The sequence below is a fragment of the Pantoea sp. YR525 genome (genome assembly GCF_900116775.1).
Lineage (GTDB): Bacteria > Pseudomonadota > Gammaproteobacteria > Enterobacterales > Enterobacteriaceae > Pantoea > Pantoea symbiotica.
Map to the genome: position 1 here is coordinate 244,354 of NZ_FPBU01000007.1, position 20,436 is coordinate 264,789.

Annotated in this window: 19 protein-coding genes; 8 read left to right on the forward strand and 11 right to left on the reverse strand. The window is 55.4% G+C overall.

Annotated elements, in window-relative coordinates:
• Positions 1-20: 20 nt before the first annotated feature.
• Genes BM323_RS16000 through BM323_RS16030 form a run of 7 tightly spaced genes read right to left on the reverse strand, consistent with a single transcriptional unit; the run spans position 21 to position 6,512 of the window.
• Positions 21-1,343, reverse strand: a complete 1,323-nt coding sequence (locus BM323_RS16000; protein WP_091004092.1) for a M20 family metallopeptidase — start codon at positions 1,341-1,343, stop codon at positions 21-23.
• 3 nt (positions 1,344-1,346) lie between these two features.
• Positions 1,347-2,291 (reverse strand): ABC transporter permease, encoded by a 945-nt coding sequence (locus BM323_RS16005; RefSeq protein ID WP_008109517.1) that lies wholly within the window; start codon positions 2,289-2,291, stop codon positions 1,347-1,349.
• Positions 2,288-3,229, reverse strand: a complete 942-nt coding sequence (locus BM323_RS16010) for an ABC transporter permease (protein ID WP_008109516.1) — start codon at positions 3,227-3,229, stop codon at positions 2,288-2,290. The genes BM323_RS16005 and BM323_RS16010 overlap by 4 nt, the downstream gene beginning before the upstream one ends.
• A gap of 11 nt (positions 3,230-3,240) precedes the next feature.
• Positions 3,241-4,212, reverse strand: coding sequence for an autoinducer 2 ABC transporter substrate-binding protein (locus tag BM323_RS16015; RefSeq protein WP_036649848.1), 972 nt, complete (start codon positions 4,210-4,212; stop codon positions 3,241-3,243).
• Between the two features lie 31 nt (positions 4,213-4,243).
• The gene (locus BM323_RS16020) at positions 4,244-5,011 is read right to left on the reverse strand and encodes an ATP-binding cassette domain-containing protein (protein ID WP_008109514.1); all 768 of its coding nucleotides are present in this window, start codon (positions 5,009-5,011) and stop codon (positions 4,244-4,246) included.
• The gene (locus BM323_RS16025; protein WP_008109513.1) at positions 5,008-5,667 is read right to left on the reverse strand and encodes a TenA family protein; all 660 of its coding nucleotides are present in this window, start codon (positions 5,665-5,667) and stop codon (positions 5,008-5,010) included. Before BM323_RS16025 ends, BM323_RS16020 begins: the two co-directional genes overlap by 4 nt.
• On the reverse strand, positions 5,667-6,512 hold the full coding sequence (locus BM323_RS16030; protein WP_008109512.1) for a BtpA/SgcQ family protein: 846 nt from the start codon (positions 6,510-6,512) through the stop codon (positions 5,667-5,669). The genes BM323_RS16025 and BM323_RS16030 overlap by 1 nt, the downstream gene beginning before the upstream one ends.
• Positions 6,513-6,540: 28 nt before the next feature.
• On the opposite strand from BM323_RS16030, the gene BM323_RS16035 reads away from it, so the two are divergent.
• Positions 6,541-7,410, forward strand: a complete 870-nt coding sequence (locus BM323_RS16035; protein WP_008109511.1) for a PfkB family carbohydrate kinase — start codon at positions 6,541-6,543, stop codon at positions 7,408-7,410.
• Between the two features lie 4 nt (positions 7,411-7,414).
• On the opposite strand, the gene BM323_RS16040 is transcribed toward BM323_RS16035, so the two are convergent.
• A complete protein-coding gene (locus BM323_RS16040) occupies positions 7,415-8,365 on the reverse strand; it encodes an ABC transporter substrate-binding protein (protein WP_008109509.1) in 951 nt (316 codons plus the stop codon).
• 419 nt (positions 8,366-8,784) lie between these two features.
• Here BM323_RS16040 and BM323_RS16045 point away from each other — a divergent pair, with 419 nt between their 5' ends.
• The 6 genes from BM323_RS16045 to BM323_RS16070 all read left to right on the forward strand — a co-directional run bounded on the left by BM323_RS16045 (position 8,785) and on the right by BM323_RS16070 (position 14,920).
• Positions 8,785-9,813, forward strand: coding sequence for a LacI family DNA-binding transcriptional regulator (locus BM323_RS16045; protein ID WP_036649856.1), 1,029 nt, complete (start codon positions 8,785-8,787; stop codon positions 9,811-9,813).
• 370 nt (positions 9,814-10,183) lie between these two features.
• Positions 10,184-10,930 carry an ATP-binding cassette domain-containing protein gene (locus tag BM323_RS16050; protein ID WP_162129961.1) on the forward strand — a complete coding sequence of 249 codons (747 nt, stop codon included), beginning with the start codon at positions 10,184-10,186 and terminating at the stop codon, positions 10,928-10,930.
• A gap of 18 nt (positions 10,931-10,948) precedes the next feature.
• Positions 10,949-11,950 carry an ABC transporter permease gene (locus tag BM323_RS16055; RefSeq protein WP_162129959.1) on the forward strand — a complete coding sequence of 334 codons (1,002 nt, stop codon included), beginning with the start codon at positions 10,949-10,951 and terminating at the stop codon, positions 11,948-11,950.
• 3 nt (positions 11,951-11,953) lie between these two features.
• Positions 11,954-13,033: a phosphotriesterase family protein gene (locus BM323_RS16060; protein WP_008109494.1), complete on the forward strand. Its 1,080-nt coding sequence runs from the start codon at positions 11,954-11,956 to the stop codon at positions 13,031-13,033.
• A gap of 13 nt (positions 13,034-13,046) precedes the next feature.
• A complete protein-coding gene (locus BM323_RS16065; protein ID WP_008109491.1) occupies positions 13,047-13,802 on the forward strand; it encodes a glutamine amidotransferase in 756 nt (251 codons plus the stop codon).
• Complete coding sequence (locus BM323_RS16070) at positions 13,802-14,920, forward strand: M20 family metallopeptidase (protein ID WP_008109490.1); 1,119 nt, start codon at positions 13,802-13,804, stop codon at positions 14,918-14,920. Before BM323_RS16065 ends, BM323_RS16070 begins: the two co-directional genes overlap by 1 nt.
• A gap of 67 nt (positions 14,921-14,987) precedes the next feature.
• Here BM323_RS16070 and fhuE read toward each other — a convergent pair whose 3' ends face one another.
• Complete coding sequence (gene fhuE, locus BM323_RS16075; RefSeq protein WP_008109489.1) at positions 14,988-17,183, reverse strand: ferric-rhodotorulic acid/ferric-coprogen receptor FhuE; 2,196 nt, start codon at positions 17,181-17,183, stop codon at positions 14,988-14,990.
• 584 nt (positions 17,184-17,767) lie between these two features.
• Here fhuE and BM323_RS16080 point away from each other — a divergent pair.
• The gene (locus BM323_RS16080; RefSeq protein ID WP_008109487.1) at positions 17,768-18,169 is read left to right on the forward strand and encodes an H-NS family histone-like protein; all 402 of its coding nucleotides are present in this window, start codon (positions 17,768-17,770) and stop codon (positions 18,167-18,169) included.
• A 64-nt stretch (positions 18,170-18,233) separates the two neighbouring features.
• On the opposite strand, the gene BM323_RS16085 is transcribed toward BM323_RS16080, so the two are convergent.
• Together BM323_RS16085 and BM323_RS16090 are read right to left on the reverse strand one after the other, a co-directional pair.
• Complete coding sequence (locus BM323_RS16085; protein WP_036649854.1) at positions 18,234-19,094, reverse strand: 5'-methylthioadenosine/S-adenosylhomocysteine nucleosidase; 861 nt, start codon at positions 19,092-19,094, stop codon at positions 18,234-18,236.
• A gap of 138 nt (positions 19,095-19,232) precedes the next feature.
• Positions 19,233-20,432, reverse strand: a complete 1,200-nt coding sequence (locus tag BM323_RS16090) for an aminotransferase class I/II-fold pyridoxal phosphate-dependent enzyme (RefSeq protein ID WP_008109484.1) — start codon at positions 20,430-20,432, stop codon at positions 19,233-19,235.
• Between the last annotated feature and the right edge of the window lie 4 nt (positions 20,433-20,436).

The following is a 20,436-nucleotide window of genomic DNA, read 5'->3' on the forward strand; positions in this document are numbered from 1 at the left end:
GGTCACCATAAATGGCGACCCTACGATGCGACGCCGCACCAGCGCACTAACGTCAATGCGATGGCTTTGGTGCAGGCAACCAGATCGGCGATCGGGACATGCTCGTTGGGTTGATGCGACATCGCTGGATCGCCGGGACCAAAGTTCACCGTTGGCGTCTGCCCCAATGTGCTCGGCAAACCAATGTCGCTGTGCGCGCCAAATCCGGCCAGCTGCGGATTGAGTGCCGCATCGGTTACGCCCTGCTGGAAGGTGGTGACAAACGGGTGCTCCGCCGCAATTTCGGCGCAATCGGCATCCAGAATCCATTCGACTTTGGCCGGATGTTTCGCCAGATAAGGATCGAGCGCACAGACTTTGGCAACGTGCGCCTCAATCTCTTTTTTGACGTTTCCGCCCAGCCCCATCTCATCTTTCTCGGCTGGCAAATACTGCACATCAATCACAATCTCGGCGCGGCCCGCAATCGAGGCTGGATGTTCACCGACCTTTAACTGCGTAACGATAACCTGGTTAGGCAATTCCATTAGCGGATGATTTTTGCTCGGCTGCGTCTGCCAGCGGCGATTCAGTACATCAAGGCCGTCGAGCATCTGGCGACAAAGCGTCACCGCATCTACGGGACCGCTGCTGTCCCAGCTGTTGGGCGTCAGCTCCGCGTGGCCGCCGATGCCGTCGAGAATAATGCGACCCCACAAAATGCCGTGGCAGATGGGCGAGATGCGATTAGCGGTCGGTTCCGTCATGATGCCGGCATCGGCTCTGAATCTGCGATCGACCATCGCCAGCGATCCCATGCCGCCAATCTCTTCATCCACCACGGTGGTAAACACCACGTCGCCCGCCAGACGAATATTGAGATCCTGTAATAACTCCACCGCCATCAACATGCAGGCCACGCCGCCTTTCATATCTACTGCGCCGCGACCGTACACCGCCGCGTTTTTGATCTCCGGCACGAAAGGATCGGTGAGCCAGTGTTCCGGTGGGCCCGGCGGCACCACGTCGATATGGCCGGTGAGCATCAGCGATTTGCCGCCGCCCGCGCCGGTTAAGGTCCCGCCGAGATTAGGGCGACCTTCAAAAGTGCGGCCTTTATTGGCGCCCGGTCGGCCCTGATATTTGGCGTAGAGCGCCGGGCCATCCGGGTCCCAGAGATCGGTTTCCATACCCAGCGATGCCAAACGCTGTTGCAGATAGAGCTGGCAATCGCGCTCGCCCGGCCCGGCTTCACGCGGATCAACTTTGACGATGGAGGGAAACGCCAGCAGATCGCACAGCGTGTTAGCGATGCGTTCGGCGCTCGCCTCAACGTGCGCGCTGATTTGTTCAGTCAGATTCATTTGTTATCTCCGATAGATAAAAAGTCGTTGTGCCATCAATACGATAATCAACAGAATGCCCACCACGCCGAGTTGCCAGACGCTATTTAGTCCCAGCTGCAACATGCAGGTTTTGATGGTGACCAGCATCAGCGCGGCGGCTAAGACGCCGATCACGCTGCCGCGCCCGCCAAAAATCGCCACGCCGCCGAGTAGAGCCGCAGTGAGAGATTCGAGCTCCAGATTGACGCCGATTTCTGGTCGTGCGCTGCCCAGCCAGCTCAGCGAAACAAATCCCGCACAGCCCGCCATCAAGCCGCTCAGGCAGTAAGCGAGAAAGCGCAGGCGATCGACCGGAATGCCAACCAGCCGCGTGGCGTGTTCGTTGAAGCCACAGGCGTAGATCCATTTGCCCCACGCGCTTTTGCTGAGAATCAGCCAGGCGATCAGGAAAGCCGGGATCACGCAGGTGAGAAAAGGTAAAGGAATAAAGAACTGCGCGCCGCGTCCCCATTGCGTCAGTTCCGCAGGCACGCCAGCGACGGCGGCTCCGCCGGTTAGCGCCAGCGCCAGTCCGGAAAACAAGTAGAAGCTGCCAAGCGTAACGATCAGCGGCCAGAGACGCAGCCGCGCGATCAGCCAGCCGTTAATCGCGCCTGCCAGCGTGCCGGTGATCAGACAGATCAGCGGTAGCCACAGCGGATTGATGCCCTGATTAAGTGTCAGCATGCCAATCACCGCCGAGAGCGACACGTTGCCGCCTACCGAGAGATCGATGCCGCCACCGCCGTTCATCACCACCAATGATTGGCCGAGCGCCACCAGCGACAGCAAAGTTGCGAACTGCAGAATCGAGGTAATTGACCAGGCAGCCAGCATCTGTGGCAGCACCAGCACGATGCCGATGACCAGCAGCAGCCACAGCGCGCTGAGCAATGTCAGATCGGGAGATTTGCGCCACAACGTCATGCGATCCTCCTGAAGGCAAAAACGCGCCCGCTTGCCGCTTCACTGCTCAGCACGATCAACAGCACCGCGCCGGTGACCACGGTTTGCCACAGCGACGGAATGCCCACCAGCAGCAAGCCGTTTTGCAGAATGCGTAGCAGCAGCACGCCGAGCAGCGTGCCCAACAAACTGCAGGAACCGCCGGTAATGCGCGTGCCGCCCAACACCACCGCAGCGATGGCTTCCAGCGCCAGACTGCCGCCAACCGTCATTTCGACGTTGCGATAGGTGGCGATGTAGCAGGTCGCAGCGATGCCGCACAGCAGGCCGCTGATCATGAAGGTTGCGATGCGTACCTGAGTGACCGGAATGCCTGCCAGCCGCGCTTTCTCCTCCGAGTTGCCCGCCGCCAGCAGCCACAAACCGTAAGGCATGTGACGTAACACCAGCCAGACGCCAGCCCACACCAGCACGATGACCCACGCCATCACCGGCAATCCCAGCAGCGGATGCATCAGGCCGCTGGTTAAGCTGCCGGGCAATCCCGATAACCACTGCCCACCGAGCAGCGCAAACAATCCAGTGCGCCACACGCCGAACAGACCAAGCGTGCCAACAATCGCCGGGATGCGGCCCATCACCACCACCAGCGCGGTGATTAAACCGAGTAGCAAGCCGAGCAGCGGACCGCCGATTGCCGCTAGCCACGGCGATTGCAGCAGCAACAGCTGGCCGACGCCCCATGCGGCAACGCCCATCACCACGCCAACCGAAACATCAACGCCGCCCATAGCGATCACCAGCGTCATGCCCAGCGCAATCAGCAGCAGTTCACTGCTGTTGCGCAGAATGGTGAGCAGGTTATCGACAGTGGCGAACCAGGGTGAAAACCAGGAAAAACCGGCGCTGGCTAACAGGGCAATCGCCAGCAAGGCGATCTCCCGTGAAGTCATGTGCATGCGAAGCCCCGTTAGAATTTGAACTGATCGACATTCTCTTTGGTGAACACCGCTGGCGAACCGAGCAGCAGCACACCGGTTTTGCTGTCAAACTTCACCGGTTCGGCGAAGCCCGGCACGCGGTTTTCCGCGCTGAAAGCTTTGCCATCAATCAGCTGTTTGCCCGCCCAGACGGTGAGATAGCCGAGCTTCTCCGGATCCCACAACACGGTGTAACCAAAGGCCCCGCTTTTCAGGTAGGCGCGCGCGGTGTTCGGGCTGCAGAAACCACTGCCGATTACCTTGTCATTTTTACCTGCGGTCTCAATCGCCTGCGCCACGCCGGGGCATGTGGTGGAGGCCATGGCGATCAAGCCTTTGATATCCGGATTGGCCGACATCAAATCAGTGGCGATCTGCGCCGCGCGGCTGGCGGAGCCGCCAGCGTATTGCGGTTTCAATAAGGTGATATGGGGATATTTACTCTTCACCCGCTGTTGCATAAAGCCAATCCAGCTGTTGAGGTTGGAGGCGGTGGCTTCGCCGGAGACGATGCCGATTTTTCCGTGATCGCCGACACGCTTGACCATCTCATCAATGATGGTGTCACCTAAACCCTGATCAGTGGCCTGCGCCACGTAAACCGGACGTCCGCTGTCGGGCGCGTCGCTGTCGCTGGTAAACAGATGCACATTGTTGGCTTTCGCCTGCGCCAGTACCGGCGCGATGCTGGACGCATCGAGCACGCTGATGCCAATCGCATTCACCTTCTGCGCAATCAGGTTCTGCACGATCTGCAATTGATCCATCGGATTGGTATCCACCGGACCGCTATACACGAACTCAACGCCCAGATCGCTGGCCGCGCGTTTACCGCCCGCTTCCATCGCCTGAAAGTAGGGAATGCCGATGATCTGCGGCACAAAGGCCACTTTCTCGGCGGCGAGGGCATAACCTGAAAACAGTAATGAGAGAGAACAGACTGCAGTGGTAATTCGACGCATCTTTATTTCCCCTGGGTTAATGGCACAACAATTACTGATTCTCAAAGGCGCGCGCATCGGGATGCGCTCCGGTAATTAATGAAACGATTTCATCGGGCGAGGTTTCGGCGTGACGGCGCTCGGCAATTTTTCGCCCACGGCGAAACACCACCATGCGATCGGCAACCGCGAACACATCGCTGATGTTGTGGCTGATCAGCACCACCGCGCAGCCGCGTGCGGCGAGTTTTCGCGTCAACTGCAAAACCTTCTGCGTTTCGGCTACCGCCAGCGCGGCGGTCGGTTCATCCATGATCACCAGCTGCGCGTTGAGGTTGAGCGCGCGACAGATCGCCACCGCCTGGCGCTGTCCGCCGGAAAGGCTGCCAACCGAGGCTTCGGCATCGGAGATGTGCGCATCAAGATCCTTTAATAGCTGATCGACCTGCTCGCGCATTTCCTTGCGGCGCAGAAAAGGAATGCCCAGCACGCGCCGCTTGAGTTCACGGCCTAGAAATACGTTTTCCGCGATGCTGAGGTTCTCCGCCAGCGCCAGCTCCTGATAAATGGTGGCGATGCCGTGTTCGGATGCCTGGCGCGGCGAGGTGAATTTCACTGCTTTGCCATCGATCCACAGTTCGCCATCGCTGGCGCTGTAGGCGCCCGACAGCACTTTGGTGAAGGTCGATTTCCCTGCGCCGTTGTCGCCCAGCAGCGCCAGCACTTCACCGCGATGGATGCTGAGATTGACCTGATTAAGGGCGGTTAAGGCGCCAAAGCGTTTGCAGATGTTGCGCGCTTCAATAAAACAGCTGCTCATCTCGCCTCCCCGCCGCTGAGATAGGCGGCGCTGTGGAAATCGATTTCCCACTGCAGCACCTGCGCGTAGAGATCGGACAAGCGCTGCTTTTCCTCTTCCGCCAACGCCAGCGCAGTGCGATCCAGCTCGGTTTTTAGCCACAGCGCCTGCTGGTAAAACTCCTCTTCGGCATGCATATCGACCCAATGACGGATGTCGTCATCCAGCAGCGGCTGGGCACTGACGCGCGCGCACCAGTGGTAATACATCCACTCGGCACCAAACATCAGCGTGAGGATTTCGGCAAAACTGCCCTGCTTTGCCACGGTAAACATGCCATCGCGGAACGCGGTGACGCCGGGCAGATCGTCGGGATAATCCATTGGGTTGATGTTGCGGCGCGCCAGCACCTCCTCAAACCAGGCGATTTGCGTGTCCACCAGCGCATTCAACACACCGATTAACCAGCGCTGCTGACGGATATCCGGCGCTTTGCTCACCGCCAGCGCAAAGATATTGATGGCGGTGGCGACGAAGTTGCCTTCAAACACCAGATAGCGATTAAACACCGCGTCGGGCAGCTGATTGCGCTCGATATCCAGCACAAACGGATGCTGCTGCATCGCCTGCCACAGTTTGTCGTGCTGTTGCAAAAGCTGGTCAGTGAAACTGTTCATTACGCGTCCTCCAGCGCCGCTTGCGCTACGGACATAAAGTGCTTCACGCGTTCCAGCTCAACCTCGTTCCACCAAACGCCGTCGACTTTCAGGGTGCTGGCGACGATCACACCTTGGGTGCGACCCAGAATCTGGCAAACGTTGGCGGGCGTGACGCCGGAACCGACCAGCAGCGGCAGCTCGGTGGCGGCGCGGATTTCGTCGATCTCATCCAGCGTGGCGCTGTCGCCGGTTCGTTGTCCGGTGGCGATCACCGCATCGGCTTCAAAGAAATCGACGTCGCGCGTCAGCTCCTGGATCGAACGGTCGGCAACAATCGCGTGGCTGCCGTGTTTGACGTGGCTGTCGGCAAACACGCGGATGTGTTCGGCGCGCAGCTGGCTGCGATAGCGCAACGCTTTCGCCGCCGCACCTTCAATAAAGCCTTCGTTGGCGATATAGGCGTTGGCCCACTGATTGACACGCACAAAATCCGCGCCACCGGCTAAGGCGGTGGCGAAGGCCGGAATGGCGGCGTTCGCCAATACGTTAATGCCCAACGGCACGCCAAAACGCTCGCGAATCTTTTCGGTGATCACCGCCATAAAGGCAGCGGTTTCCGGTCCAATATCGTCCGGTTTGGCAAAAGGAATATCACCGTGGTTTTCAATAATCAAACCGTGCATGCCACCGGAAATATAATTATCGGCATCGCGTAGCGCACGATCAATAATAGCCGAAAGCGGTTTATCTCGATATTTAGGCGCACCCGGAAAAGCATCGCAATGCACCACACCAATCACAGCTTTCTTTCTGGAAAAAATATCTTGTATTGCGCTGGCTTTTCCTGCTGATATAGAAACCATCTTCTCCACCTTATTAACGAGAACCATTATGCAAATTTATGTTGCAGGGAATATTGTTGTTGATGAAACCTGGTCGATTGGCGACTTGCCGCAAAAAGGCGCGTCGATTCACGGCGTAAAAATCTCGCAGGATATTGGCGGCAAAGGCGCTAATCAGGCGATTGTTATTGCACGTTGTGGTCTCGAGACAAAATTAATTGCCGCAGTCGGTCACGACAGTAACGGACAATGGCTGCGTGAAAAAATAGCGCATGAGCCGGTTAAACTATATCCCACTGAATATTATTCACCACACAGCGACTCCTCAATTATTCTCAACAGCAGCGATGGCGACAATGCCATTATTACCACTACCGCAGCGGCAGATGCATTAACCGTCGAACAGATGTTGCCTTTTTTAGCCGATGTGCAGAAAGGCGATATATTGCTGCAACAGGGCAACTTCTCGGTTGAGAAAACCCGTCTTCTTTTTATGTGGGCAAAAGCCAACGGCATGAAAACGGTATTTAATCCCTCGCCGGTCAATCCTGACTTCGCCCAACTTTGGCCGCTGGTGGATATCGCGGTGGTTAACCAGCTGGAAGCTGAGCTGCTACAACCGGCTGGCGTGAGCAGCTTAGTGATCACCCAAGGCGCGCAAGGTGCGTGGCTGATCACGGAAACCGAGCGCCACTTCTGTTCAGCATCACCGGCGAACGCGGTGGACAGCACCGGCGCGGGAGATACCTTTCTCGCCGTGCTGCTCGCCTCCTCGCTCCTGCGCGGCGTGGAGCCCGATGCGCTTGCCCTGCAGCATGCCAGCCAGGCTGCCGCTATTACCGTGAGTCGTACCGGCACCGTTAACGCTTTTCCCAACCAGCAGGAACTCGCTGCGCTGCTGGCCACGCGCAGCGAGTGATCGGTTACTTAAACAGCGGACGGTAGGTATCAACGTTCGCTTTGGTTACCACGGTGGCCGGCACCAGAATGGTTTTGCTCACCGTTTTGCCTTCAGAGAGCGCGTTGAGGGCTTTCAGCGCCTCTTCACCCATCTTTTTCGGATCCTGCTGCAACACGGCGGTGACGTAGCCGCCATCAATACCGCTAATGGCTTTGGCCGTCAGATCCCAGCCAAATACTTTGATATCTTTCTGGCGGCCTTGGTTTTCCACCGCCGCAATCGCACCCAGCAATGCCGGTTCTCCGGTGGCGTAAATCGCGGTTAAATCGGGATTGCCTGTGATCAGGTTTTCCGCAGCCGTCATGGCGTTGTCCTGAATATTCTGGCCATCCACCACATCGGCAACGGTGATTTTGCTGTTGCTTTTGATCGTCTCCTCGAAGCCTTTCTGGCGCTGGTTCTGAATTGCCGAGTTCAACGCGCCAACAATGCCGAGACGCGCTTTTCCGCCCATCTCTTTCGCCACGTAATCGACGAAATATTTACCGAGGATTTTGCCGCCTTCGAGATTATCTACGCCAACCTGTGCCGCTTGTGGACCGGCCGGTAATACCGCATCAATGGCGATGACCGGAATTTTAGCCGCGGCGGCTTCTTTAATGGCGGGCATAATGCCGTTGACGTCTATCGCATCAACCAAAATACCTTTCACACCTTGCTGAATATAGTTTTCGATCGCATCATTCTGCGCCACCGGATTATCGGTCGCGTTAAAGATAACCAGATCTTTACCGCTGGCTTTTGCGGCTTCTTGTGCGCCCTGATTCATCAGATTAAAAAACAGCGCCTGCTGATTAATTTGCACCAATGCATAAGTCGGCGCGGCCTGCGCCAGGGATGAAAATGAACCCGCAGAAATTAAGGTGGATGCCAAAACCAATGAACGCAGTTTTCCGGTGAAAGATAACATCATGGTGTTCCTCGTCGGGAATAAATAATAATCAGCGTTTCCCAGCGTTAAGATGCTGAGATTATTTTTGGCGGGCAAATATCGATGGTGTGATTAAAGCGACCTGCTTAAGTTTGTTTCGGTAACCCATCCGTTAGGAATACCTGATGAAATAACTTAAGTCGGTTTGGGAATGAATTCCCGGTAATGCGGTAAACTGTGCATACAATTCGCTGAGTAACTTTTTTTGTCAAGTGTTTATTTAAGCAGCAATGTGTAATTGAAAGCGCTGTATCAGCTGCGCTTAAGTGTGTTAGAGATACGGATGCAGTGCGTTGTGTTGCAAGGTCGCCATAAATGGCGCCCCTACGACAGCCCGGTTAGTAGGGTCGCCATTAATGGCGACCTTACGGCTACCTTGCAGCAACCACAAGATGATCCAGATGGCGAGGAACATGAATTCAAAACGCGTGTTGTTATCCGACGTGGCACAATTAGCCGGGCTTTCCAAAGCCACGGTCTCTCGCTATATGAATCACAGCATCGTCTTGCCGCAGGAGACGATTGACCGCATCGAAGCGGCGATTCGCCAACTCGATTATCGCGGCAACAGCCTGGCACGACGTCTGAGCAAAGGCGGTAGCGAAACCCTGGGTTTGGTGCTGCCCGATATCACCAACTCCTTCTTTGCTGAACTGGCCGATGCCGCAGAAGAAGCGGCGTCGGCGCGCGGTTACAGTTTGGTGTTGTGCATCACCCGCAACAATCCCGACAAAGAAGCGCAGTTCATTCGCTGGCTGGATACGCGTCAGGTTGATGGCCTGCTGTTCACCACCAACCGGCCGGATAACGGCGTGTTGCGTAAAGAGATTCAGCGCCATCAGCATATCGTGTTGCTGGATGAGGATATTCCCGGCAGCAGCGTGCCGAAGGTGTTTGCCGACAACGTACAAGGCGGACGCATCGCCACCGAACAGCTGATCGCCGCCGGACATCGTCATATCGCCTTTATTGGTGGCCCGGAACAGTTGATGAGCGTGCGCGAACGTTATCTCGGCTTCTGCACCGCCATGAAGCAGGCCGGTTTGTCGGTTCCTGCCGAATGGGTGATGTACGGCAACTACGAACGTGAGTTTGGCCAACAGGCTTTGCAGCGGCTATTCAGTCAGTCGCCTCGCCCTTCTGCGGTGTTTGCGGCCAGCGATTATCTGGTGCTGGGATTGCTGGACGGTTTGCGCGCCAGTGGCTTACAGGCACCGGAAGCGCTTTCGCTGGTCGGCTTTGATGATGCCAACTACACCGACCTGACGCAGCCGCGTATCTCCACCATTCGCCAACCCGCGCGGGAACTGGGTTATACCGCCGTGGACATTATGCTGCGCCTGCTGAATAACGACGTGAATATCCCGCTGGAAACACGCTTACCCGTTGAATGGGTGGGACGCGATTCGATCCAAATCCGCCTGCCCTGATCCACCATGGCGCAAAATTGCACAGATTTGGCGCAAAAGTTGATCAATGAAGCGATGTTCAGTACTTCGAAGTAAACCGGTTTACTCAACAATAAAATTTTAACCTGCTGAATCTTCTTGCGTTTAATGCAGACTAAACTGACTAAATTCTAACCTGGCACAGAAGCTGCAACGTTCCCAGCGGCAAACAAATATCGTTGTAACCCATTGCTCTGGAAGTGCGGCCACTGATTTAACTGACAGGTAAACCGGTTTACTAGACTGTAAATCGTGTCAGTTAAGCCATTTTCGCGCTAACAGGCAAAGTTCCCGGTAACCGATTGGGAGTGTTCAGATGCAGCAGCCACACGCTACCCCAGCGCGGGTAGAGATGATTAACATCACCAAAACTTACGGTTCGATCCGATCTCTTCGCGGCGTCAATCTGCAACTGGCACCGGGCGAAGTGCTGGGCTTAGTCGGCGACAACGGCGCGGGTAAATCGACGCTGACCAAAGTGCTTTCTGGCGCGGTGGTGCCCACCAGCGGCAGCATTCGCATCGACGGTGAACAGCAACACTTCACCAATCCGGCCGATTCGCGCCGCTGCCATATCGAAATGGTTTATCAGGATCTGTCGCTTTGCGACACGGTGGACGTCGCCGGCAATCTGTTTATGGGCCGCGAGCCGATGAAAAGCGTGCTCGGCATTCCCTTTCTCGATCAGGCGAAAATGCACGCCGAAGCGCGCGAGATGCTGAAGGGTTTGGGCATTTCGATTCCGGACACGCGTTTGCTGGTGCGCAATTTGTCGGGCGGACAACGTCAGGCGATTGCCATCGCGCGCGCCGCCGCATTCGAACCCAAAGTGCTGATCATGGATGAACCGACCGCCGCATTAGCGGTGGCGGAAGTCGAAGCGGTGCTGGAGCTGATCCGCCGCGTCTCAGCGCGCGGTGTCAGCGTCATCCTCATCACCCATCGCCTGCAGGATCTGTTCCTGGTATGCGATCGCATTATGGTGATGTACGAAGGCACCAACGTGGCGGATCGGCGCGTGGCGGATACCAGCCTAGGCGATATCGTTAATTTGATCGTGGGTGAGAAATTTACCGCTCACTCAGCGGCTGCACACTGAGGTAACGGGATGAGCATCATGAATTTAAGCAGTTCGCGCATGATCCAGCATTCGCTACCGCGTCGCCTGCTGCACAACCATTCGGGCGTGGTGAGCATTGCGCTGTTTTTCATCTTTTGCTGCGTGGTGTTTTCGCTGATCACCAGCAACTTTCTCTCCAGCACCAACTGGCTGAACATCATTCGCCAAAGCGCCCCGCTGCTGATCGTTGCCACCGCGATGACGCTGGTGATCACCACCGGCGGCATTGATTTGTCGGTGGGTTCGACGCTGGCGCTGGTGGGCGCGCTTTCGGCTATCGCGCTGAATAACTGGGGATTGCCGTGGCCGGTGGTGTTAATTGGCGGGCTGCTGCTGGGCGGATTGGTCGGCGCCATCAATGGCTTCTTTATCGCCTTTGAGGGGATTCCGGCGTTTATCGTCACCTTAGCTACGTTAGCCGTAGTACGCGGGATTGCGCTGCTGGTTACTCAGGGTTACTCGATTCCGGTTCCGGCCGACAGCTTGTTTACCTTTATGGGCCGCGCGTGGGTACTGGGCATCCCGATGCCAGCGCTGATTGGCATTGTGGTGCTGTTTGCCGGACATATTGTGCTTAACCACATGCGCTTTGGTCGCTACGTGACGGCGATTGGTTCGAATGCCGAAGGCGCGCGCCGCAGCGGCATCAATACCAAAGCGGTCACCATGAAAGTCTACATTATCAGCGGCATGGCGGCGGCGCTGGCTGGGATGATCATCACCGCGCGTCTCGGCAGCGGCTCATCCAATCAGGGCGAAGGCTTTGAGTTGCAGGTGATCGCCGCCGTGGTGCTCGGCAGCACCAGCTTGTTTGGTGGCTTCGGCACCATTATCGGCACGCTGCTGGGCGCACTGTCGATTGCGATTATCCAGAACGGGCTGATCCTGTCGCACATCTCGCCGTTCTATACGCAAATTGCTACCGGCACCATCATCCTGCTTGCCATCTGGCTCAACACCCGCATTCTCAATCCCACCCGCGCACCGGCAAAAGGATAGCTGATGAAAGGATCAATTTTTCGCCACGCGGATCCGTTACCGCTCGGCGTGAGCAGTGGGCATGTGATGACGGTTTTGGGGCCGCTGCCGCTGGCCGAGATGGGCGTCACCTTGATGCACGAACACATTCTGCTGGATGCTTCCGGCAAATGGGTGCCGCCCTGCTGTTGCAGCGATCGTCATATCGCTGAGATGCCGGTCAAAATGGAGAACCTCGGCGAACTCAACATGAATCCGTTGATGAGCCGCGATAACTGCCAGCTGTTTGATGTCGACATGGCGATTGACGAGCTGATGAAGTACCGCGCGCTGGGTGGCGAAACCATCGTTGATCCCACTAATATTGGCATTGGGCGCGATCCCAAAGGGCTGCAACGCATTGCGCGCTTAACCGGGCTTAACATCGTGATGGGCACCGGTTTATATCTGGAGCCGTCGCATCCGGAATGGGTGAAGAGCATTAGCGTTGAGCAACTCAGCGAGAAGCTGATTTTTGACCTTGGCGGCGCAGCAGAGAAACCCGAGGTGATTGCCGGATTGATCGGCGAGATCGGTATCTCCAGCCGCTTTACCGCCGATGAAGAGAAGTCGCTGCGCGCCGCCGGACGTGCCAGTGCGGCGACCGGCGTGCCGATTCAGGTGCATCTGCCGGGTTGGGAACGTTTAGGCCACAAAGTGCTGGATATTCTGCAGCAGGAAGGCGCCGATTTGCGTCACACCGTGCTGTGCCACATGAATCCCAGCTTTGCCGATAAAAGCTATCAGCGCGAACTGGCCGATCGCGGCGTGTTCCTGGAATACGACATGATCGGCATGAGCTATTACTACGCCGATGAATCCGCGCAATCGCCTTCCGATGAAGAGAACGCCCGCGCCATCTGCGAACTGATTGATGACGGCTACATCCAGCAAATTTTGTTGTCGCAGGATGTGTTCCTGAAAACCATGCTGACGCGCTTTGGCGGCCACGGTTATGGCTACATACTCAAACATTTTGTCCCGCGTCTGAAACGTCACGGCGTCAGCGGCGAACAACTCGAAACCTTAATGATTGCTAATCCGCAGCGCGTATTTGGCGGGTAAAAGGGAAAATATCATGCAGAAACAAGTCTTGCTGGTGGGCGAATCCTGGACCAGCACCTCGAACCACATTAAAGGCTTTGACCAGTTCTCGACCGCCACCTGGCACAGCGGTGCCAGCGATTTTATCGCGGCGCTGAAAGATAGCGAGTACGCCATTACCCACATGCCTGCGCATGCCGCCGCCACCGACTTCCCGCTGACGCTGGAAGGGCTGCAAAAGTGGGATGTAATTATCCTGTCGGATATTGGTGCCAACACGCTGCTGCTGCATCCCGATACCTGGCTGAAAAGCCGTCGCACTGCTAATCGACTGGCATTAATCCACGATTACGTTGCCGCAGGCGGCAGCCTGATGATGATTGGCGGTTACTTCAGTTTTCAGGGCATCAATGGCGGCGCGCGCTTCCGTAATACGCTGGTGGAAAAAGTGTTGCCGGTGCGCTGCCTCGCCTGGGATGACCGCATTGAAACGCCGGAAGGTTCCACGCTAGAAAAGACACAATCGCACGCGCTGTTCGAAAACATCTCCGGCGAATGGCCGTGGATGCTCGGTTACAACGAAGTGGAGATGCAGCCCGAAGGTACGCTACTGGCGACCGTCGCCGGGACGTCGCATCCTTTATTAGCGGTGCGGGAATATCAGCAAGGCCGTTCGCTGGTGTGGACCAGCGATATGTCGGCGCACTGGTTGCCGGAAGAGTTTACCCATTGGCCCGGCTATCGCCAGCTATGGATTAACTGCTTCGACTGGCTGACGGAGCGCGCCTGATGCAGCCCGCGTCACTGGCACTCGCACAGCAACTGCTCGGCTTCGATACCATTAATCCGCCTGGCAACGAAGCCGCCTGCATGGCTTTTTTTGCCGCATGGCTCAGCGAACAGGGTTTTGAGGTGCAGCTCTCTTCGTTTGGCGAAGGTCGCAGCAATCTGGTGGCGCAGATGCGCGGCAGCGCGCCGGGCAAACCGCTGGCGTTTACCGGCCATCTCGACACCGTGCCGCTCGGCAATCAGCCTTGGCAGCACGATCCTTTTGGTTCGGAAGTGGCAGACGATCGGCTTTATGGGCGCGGTTCGAGTGACATGAAAGCGGCCATCGCCGCTTTTGCCCTCGCCTGCATCGAGCAACAGCAGGCGATTCTCGCCGGGCGCGGCGTGGTGATGTTGATTACCGGCGGTGAAGAGACCGGCTGCGATGGCGCGCAGGCGCTGATTGCAGCGGGCAGGTTACCGGAAATTGGGGCGCTGATCGTTGGCGAACCAACAGCAAATTATCCGGTGATTGGTCACAAAGGCGCTCTGTGGCTGCGCTGCGAGACGCGCGGGAAAACCGCGCACGGCGCGATGCCAGAGCTGGGCATTAACGCCATTTATCTTGCCGCCGACGCGTTAGGCAAAATCCGCCACTTCTCGCCCGGCGCGCCGCATCCTTTAATGAAGCAACCGACGCTGAACGTTGGGCGAATTCAGGGTGGCCTGAATATTAATTCGGTACCGGATCGCACGGCATTTGATGTCGATATCCGCAGCGCGCCAAACCTGCAACACGCCACCATTCGCCAGCAGTTAGGCGAATTGCTGGGCGAAGAGGTGCACGTTACTACCTTGGTTGATCTGCCTGCGGTATTGAGTTCCGGAGAGAATCGGTGGATTCAGTCGGTTTATCATCATTGTCAGGCGTTTTTTGAGCAGCCATTAGAGGCGCGCGTGGTGCCGTACTTTACCGATGCCTCGTTGCTGCTGCCGGCGCTGGGCCATCCGCCGTGCATTATTTTAGGTCCGGGCGAACCGACGATGGCACATCAAACCGATGAGTATTGTCTGGTGAGTAAGCTGGGTGAAGCCGAGCAGTTGTATGGGCAGATTATTGCGGAGTGGATGAAGGTTTAGCAAAGGTCGCCATAAATGGCGACCGCTGAGAATGCTGGGTGCGCATTACGCTCACCCAGCATTTTCATCAGAAACGATAAGTCGCCGAAACCGAGAAGTTACGTGGCTCGCCGTAAACGATGCCGCCGTTACTGACGTTGGTATCATACTCTTTGTCGAACAGGTTGTTGATGTTAGCCTGTAACGAGACGTTTTTTGTGACATCGTAACGTGCGAACAGATCCACCACTGAGTAGCTGCCCTGACGTGCGCGCCAGGTGCCTTCACCGTCTGGACCGCCAATGTCGCCGTAGGTTTTCGACTGCCAGGTCACGCCGCCGCCCAGGGTCAACTGATCCAGCATCGGCAAGCGATAGCTGGTGAAGAGGTTGAATGAGGTGCGTGGCAGGTTCGAGTTATAGCGATCACCGTTGGCATCTTCCGCTACGTAGCTGGTACCGCCGAAGGTCATCTGCCAGTTATCGGTTACCGCGCCGTTGACTTCAAACTCTACGCCACGGCTAACCACACCTTTCTTACCAACATAGATAGCATTGCCCGTCTCCGGGTTAGTTTCTCCGGTCGCTTCGCCAACGTTGTCCAGCTCGGTGCGGAACACAGAAACGGAGGTAGTCAGGCGGCTGTTAAACCAGTCTGATTTCACACCCGCTTCGTAGTTCTTGCCAATCACCGGCGCCAGGAAGGCTCCAGACGCATCCTGAAAATCCTGCGGCTGGAACACTGAAGTGTAACTGGCATACGCGGACCAGTTGTCGTAGAAGTCCCAAATCACACCACCGTACGGCGTGATATTGTTCTTCTCCATTTCTTCGCTCAGCGTCTGACGATTCCAGTTGGTGTAGCGGGCACCCAGAATCACATGTAGCGGATCGGCCAGCGAGATGCGGGTTGCCAGATAAGCAGATTTCTGACGAACCAGCTGCGTATCTGACGCCGGTTCGCGCGGATCCCAGTTGGATTCAGGGAAGTCGCCATTGTAGTTATTAAAGTTGCCCAGCTCTTCTGAGGAGATATTCTCCCACGAGCTGTAATACTTGTTGTCCTGACGGCTGTAGTTAACGCCGATCATCAGCTCATGCTGACGTCCCAATAATTCATACGGGCCGCTGGCGAAGGCATCCACTGCATCCACTTTACGTTTGCCAGTGTTGTAGCCAGTGCCGCCGATAACCGGATAGCCGGCGTAAGAAGAAGAGCCCGCGCCGGTGGTTTTATCGAAGAAGCCATCGATATACAGCTGTTTGCTGTCGAGGAACATTTCGTTGTGCGTGCCGTTAAGCGTGATGTTCCAGCCGTTATCGAAGTTTTGCTGCAGGTTAACAAAGACTTTTTTGTTTTCTTTGTTGTTGTAAGCCCAGTCTGGCGCGGTGTTGTAACCTCGACGCAACTTTGTTTGTGAGCCATCGGTATACCAGCGCGGGGAGCCGCCCCACATTGGCGAATCGGTGTTAACCTGGCTGAATTCGTAACCGACCGACAATTTAGTGGAATCGGTCAAATCAGCATCAACCACGCCATAGACGAATTTTTTATCTGCGCCGTAGCGTTCAATAAAGCTGTTTCTATCTTCATAACCCGCCACCAGGCGACCACGCACGTTACCTTCGGCGGACAGCGGCGCAGAGAGATCGGCAACATAACGCTGTTTGTTCCAGCTGCCGTAGCTGGCTGAAACGCTGCCGGTAAACTCTTTGCTATCGGCGTGCTTGCGCACCATGTTGATCGAAGCGGAGGGGTTGCCTGGGCCAGTCAGCAAGCCGGTGGCGCCGCGCACCACTTCTACCCGCTCATACAGCGCCATATCACTCTGCGCATCGCCGAGGTTCCAGCGTGAGGCGAAGGCGGTGGGAATGCCATCGGTCATATAGTTGTCGATCAGGAAACCGCGCGAATAGTAGTTGGTACGATCCATATCGCCCGAGACGCCGTGAATGCCGGTGGTGTTTGCCAGCACATCGTTCAGCGATTGCAGCTGCTGGTCTTCCATACGCTGTTTGCTGACGATCGAAACCGATTGCGGAATATCGCGCGCGGTGAGCGCCATTTTGGTCCCGGCACGCGTCACCGGTACGCTGTAATCCTGTGCCGCCTGCTGTTGCTGATCGGCATTAGCGCTGGCATCAACGTTCAGCGTCTGTTCGGTGTTGGTGGTCTCTGCTGCCTGCGCGATACCCGACGCAACCATCATAGCCAGTAAAGAGAGACGCAACGCGCGCTGAGGTGCATTGCCGGGTTTCCTGACGCGCAAATCTTCGAAAGACATACCATTCCTCAATCAACTTTTCGTTATTTTTTTGCGGCACCGCTGCTGACGTCTGAAAGAGGAACGACAGTAAGGAAGCCGTTAAGAAAGCAAATGAGAAATATACGCATTAAGGTTTACAATGCAAGAAATTGTTACCGGTTTACTGACACTTTTACACTTGGTGAAACGCCTTATTCTTCAACGAGTAATAGTTGATAAGCGTTATTTTCAGGAAGGATCATGCAAGGATTTTGGGCAATTATGTGAAATTGAACAGATTCCAACATAGTTACGATTGTGGTGCGCATGAATGCGCACCCTACGAAAACCTCGCGAAATCGTCGTAGGGTCGCCATTCATGGCGACCTTCCCGCAGATCGCATTAAAACGCTGAATAATGCAGCAACTATTATTCTCATTACTCCAAAACATAACGTGAATAAGCCAAAAGGATTGGATAAACCTCAGCCAATATAAAGAAACGTCTGATAGTCCGGATATTTTCCGGACAATTCTGTCTACGACAGATTATTTTAATTTGGCAAAAAATCTCGTAGAATGCTCTCCTTTACACCAGTCCAATAAGTAATAAGGATTTTTTCATGAGCGATGCACTTAACGCATTGAACAATCTTCGTACGCTGCGTGCCGAAGCACGTAATATTGAGGTCGCAGCATTAGAAGAGATGCTGGAAAAATTCGCCGTGGTAGTCGCAGAACGCCGTGAAGAAGCGGAAGCAGAAACTGCAGCCCAGCGCGAAAAAGAAGAAAAACTGGCGCTGTATAAAGAGATGTTGTTGAAAGACGGTATCGATATTAGTGACCTGGCGCAATTAAATACTCAGGAAAATAAACCTAAATCGAAACGCGCCCCGCGTCCTGCCAAGTATAAGTTCATCGACGAACAGGGTAATGAGAAATTGTGGACCGGCCAGGGCCGCACGCCTTCACCGATTAAAGCCGCGCTGGAAGCTGGCGGTTCAATGGATGATTTCCTGATTTAATCAGCAGCATGCTGTACCGAGCGTGAACAAAAAAACGCAGCACAAGTGCTGCGTTTTTTACTTATTACTTCTGAGCGTTAATCTGTTTGATATACGCTTTTAAAACGTCGTAGACATAATCCTGGCAAGCGATGCCTGTTTGCGCATCATACTTACCGTCATTGGTGATGTTGTTAGATAACACACGAATACCGATAAACGGGATATTAAACAGCGATGAGATCTGCGCAGCCGACGCGGTTTCCATCTCCTCAACGGAAGTGTTGAAGTTCTCATGGAAGAAGCGAATACGGTCCAATTCGCTATTCCACACATCAGCCGATCCGATTACGCCTTGCACCACTTTGCCTTTGGTGTAAGCCGGCATCGCCTGCTCGGCGGCTTTCATCAGCTGCGGATCGGCGGCAAACTGGCGGATGCTGTGAGCATTTTTATCTTCACCCGCGCTGCCTTTTGAGGCCATCAAATCCATCGGTTTCCACTCAACGGAATTACTGCCCGCACCTTGCAGCTTATGTGGCGTTTTAAACGCGCCGAGGTTGACCGAATATTTGCCCACGACGATGTCATAGACATGTAATGCCGGATCGTGACCGCCTGCAGTGCCCTGATTAATGATGGCTTTAGGTTTGAATTCCACTGCTGCAATCGAGGTCGCCGCCGCGACATTTGACATGCCTTTCAGTGTTTCAGAAACAATTACCGGATAACCGTCAACCGTGCCCTGCCAGAAACGCCATTCGCCAATCTGACGCTCTTTAGCGTTTTCCAGTTTGGCGGCGAAATGCTCGGCTTCAACCGGCATCGCGCCCTGAATAATGATCGGTGCCTGAGAAGTTTCTGTATTTGCCATAGCTTGCAGCGGCGCGAAAATAGCCAGGCCGCTAATCAAAGCGGTATTGAGATTCAAAGATAATTTAGACATGAAATAATAACCGGAAATAATGAAAAAACGCATTATGCGGGATGAAGGACGTGTTGGAAAGTTGTTAATTTACTCTTGACGTTATTGCGATAAGACGCCAGATAAAACCTAAGAATTATCTGGCGAATCTAGCAGGAATTAGCTTAATGCCGCACAGGCCTGCGCAATTCTACGACCCGCTTCACGCACCGTTGCAATATCAGTGGCAATTGATAAGCGGAAATAAGGCGATAAGCCGTACGCACTGCCCGCCACGCCCGATACACCGCTCTCCAGCAGATAATTCATCACATCTTGCTCACTTTCGATCTTCTGGCCATCGGGACGCGTTTTGCCCAATAAACCGGCGCAGCGGCAGAAAATAAAGAATGCGCCATCTGGATTGAGCACGTCAATTTCCTGCACCGGTTTTAAGAACGTCATAATCGCATCGCGGCGATCCTGATAAGCCGTGCGTTGCGGCGGCAGGAAGTCGAGTCCACCGTTATACGCCGCCACCGCCGCCGCCTGGCTAATGGCGCTGGCACCGGAACTGTTTTGCGACTGCACCACCACCATTGCGTCGATCAAGGCTTTTGGCCCGGCACCGAAGCCAATGCGCCAGCCGGTCATGGCGTAAGTTTTCGATACGCCGCCCACCAGCAGAATACGCTCGGCTAAATCCGGCGCGACGTGCAGCAGGCTGACGTGTTCACGGCCATCAAACAGAATATGTTCGTAGAGTTCATCCAACATAATCAGCACATCAGGATGATCGCGTAGCACCGTCGCCAGCGCGGTCAGCTCATCAGCGCTGTACACCATGCCGGAAGGATTGCCGGGATTGTTCAGCACCAGCCAGCGGGTTTTGCTGGTGATTGCCTGCGCCAGCTGCTGCGGCTGCAACTTGTATTCCTGCTCAAGCGGACACTCAAGCAGCACCGCTTCGCCGCCGTTGAAACGCACGCTATCCGGGAAGGTCGGCCAGTACGGCACCGGCACAATCACCTCATCGCCCTCATTCAGCGTGGCGGCAAAAGCGTTGAAGATAATCTGCTTGGCGCCGTTGGCAATGCAGATCTGCGCCAGCTCGTAATCCAGCTGGTTTTCATTTTTCAATTTGGACAGCACCGCTTTGCGCAGCGGCGTGGTGCCGTTGGTTGGCGTGTAGCGGGTTTCACCGGCTTCCATCGCCGCCACCGCCGCCTGACGAATGTGCTGTGGCGTATCAAAATCTGGCTCACCGGTGGTGAGATCGAGAATATCGACGCCCTGCTCTTTTAGCTGGCGCGTCAGTTGACGCGCCGCAGCATTGGCAGAGAGCGACACGGACTGCACACGCCTGGATAAGGTGACCATGTTG

Coding starts and splice junctions, on each gene's coding strand:
- BM323_RS16070 (WP_008109490.1), top strand. CDS start 13,802: ATGCAGCCCGCGTCACTGGCACTCGCACAGCAACTGCTCGGCTTCGAT.
- BM323_RS16000 (WP_091004092.1), bottom strand. CDS start 1,343: ATGAATCTGACTGAACAAATCAGCGCGCACGTTGAGGCGAGCGCCGAA.
- BM323_RS16045 (WP_036649856.1), top strand. CDS start 8,785: ATGGCGAGGAACATGAATTCAAAACGCGTGTTGTTATCCGACGTGGCA.
- BM323_RS16035 (WP_008109511.1), top strand. CDS start 6,541: ATGCAAATTTATGTTGCAGGGAATATTGTTGTTGATGAAACCTGGTCG.
- BM323_RS16050 (WP_162129961.1), top strand. CDS start 10,184: ATGATTAACATCACCAAAACTTACGGTTCGATCCGATCTCTTCGCGGC.
- BM323_RS16040 (WP_008109509.1), bottom strand. CDS start 8,365: ATGATGTTATCTTTCACCGGAAAACTGCGTTCATTGGTTTTGGCATCC.
- BM323_RS16060 (WP_008109494.1), top strand. CDS start 11,954: ATGAAAGGATCAATTTTTCGCCACGCGGATCCGTTACCGCTCGGCGTG.
- BM323_RS16085 (WP_036649854.1), bottom strand. CDS start 19,094: ATGTCTAAATTATCTTTGAATCTCAATACCGCTTTGATTAGCGGCCTG.
- BM323_RS16030 (WP_008109512.1), bottom strand. CDS start 6,512: ATGGTTTCTATATCAGCAGGAAAAGCCAGCGCAATACAAGATATTTTT.
- BM323_RS16020 (WP_008109514.1), bottom strand. CDS start 5,011: ATGAGCAGCTGTTTTATTGAAGCGCGCAACATCTGCAAACGCTTTGGC.
- BM323_RS16065 (WP_008109491.1), top strand. CDS start 13,047: ATGCAGAAACAAGTCTTGCTGGTGGGCGAATCCTGGACCAGCACCTCG.
- BM323_RS16055 (WP_162129959.1), top strand. CDS start 10,949: ATGAATTTAAGCAGTTCGCGCATGATCCAGCATTCGCTACCGCGTCGC.
- fhuE (WP_008109489.1), bottom strand. CDS start 17,183: ATGTCTTTCGAAGATTTGCGCGTCAGGAAACCCGGCAATGCACCTCAG.
- BM323_RS16090 (WP_008109484.1), bottom strand. CDS start 20,432: ATGGTCACCTTATCCAGGCGTGTGCAGTCCGTGTCGCTCTCTGCCAAT.
- BM323_RS16015 (WP_036649848.1), bottom strand. CDS start 4,212: ATGCGTCGAATTACCACTGCAGTCTGTTCTCTCTCATTACTGTTTTCA.
- BM323_RS16010 (WP_008109516.1), bottom strand. CDS start 3,229: ATGCACATGACTTCACGGGAGATCGCCTTGCTGGCGATTGCCCTGTTA.
- BM323_RS16025 (WP_008109513.1), bottom strand. CDS start 5,667: ATGAACAGTTTCACTGACCAGCTTTTGCAACAGCACGACAAACTGTGG.
- BM323_RS16005 (WP_008109517.1), bottom strand. CDS start 2,291: ATGACGTTGTGGCGCAAATCTCCCGATCTGACATTGCTCAGCGCGCTG.
- BM323_RS16080 (WP_008109487.1), top strand. CDS start 17,768: ATGAGCGATGCACTTAACGCATTGAACAATCTTCGTACGCTGCGTGCC.